The organism is Psychrobacter sp. T6-1 (genome assembly GCF_052258445.1).
In genome coordinates this window covers 1-556 of record NZ_JBQQFC010000796.1, presented here as the reverse complement: position 1 = coordinate 556, position 556 = coordinate 1, and the positions used below count along the sequence as shown (strand labels likewise).

Sequence of the window (556 nt, the reverse complement as noted above, 5' to 3'; positions counted from 1 at the left end):
ATAACATCAAGATCGTAAGTGGATTTAAATTCTGCCGCCTCAGTATCAGCAGTACCTGTCATACCAGATAATTTGTCGTACAAGCGGAAAAAATTCTGAAAAGTCGTCGTCGCCAGCGTTTGGTTCTCTGCTTGAATCTCGACGTTTTCTTTGGCCTCTACCGCTTGATGCAGACCCTCTGACCAGCGCCGACCAGGCATCGTACGCCCCGTGTTTTCATCAACGATGACTACCTCGCCTTCATCGACGATGTAGTGCACGTTTTTGACAAAGATATGATGGGCGCGAATAGCGGCTTGTACGTGCGCAAGTAACGGCAGACGACTTGGACTATACAGACTCTCTTCAGGTCCCAGCTCGCCCACTTCTATTAAAAAGCGCTCAATTTTCTCATAGCCTTTTTCGCTAATCTCGATTTGACGGTTTTTTTCGTCAATCCAAAAGTCCTCTTCTTCATTGTTCTTGTTCGCTTCTTCGTCTTTTGAGCGAATGAGTACGGGAATAATCGTGTTGATCAGCGCATACATGCGTGAGGAGTCCTCGGCCTGACCTGAGA

At 47.1% G+C, this 556-nt stretch carries 1 protein-coding gene; it reads right to left on the bottom strand.

Translation table 11 applies throughout. From position 1 onward, the window contains the following. Positions 1–556: preprotein translocase subunit SecA (locus ACTXGO_RS16030; protein ID WP_459112950.1), on the bottom strand; the 556-nt coding region annotated here is incomplete at both ends.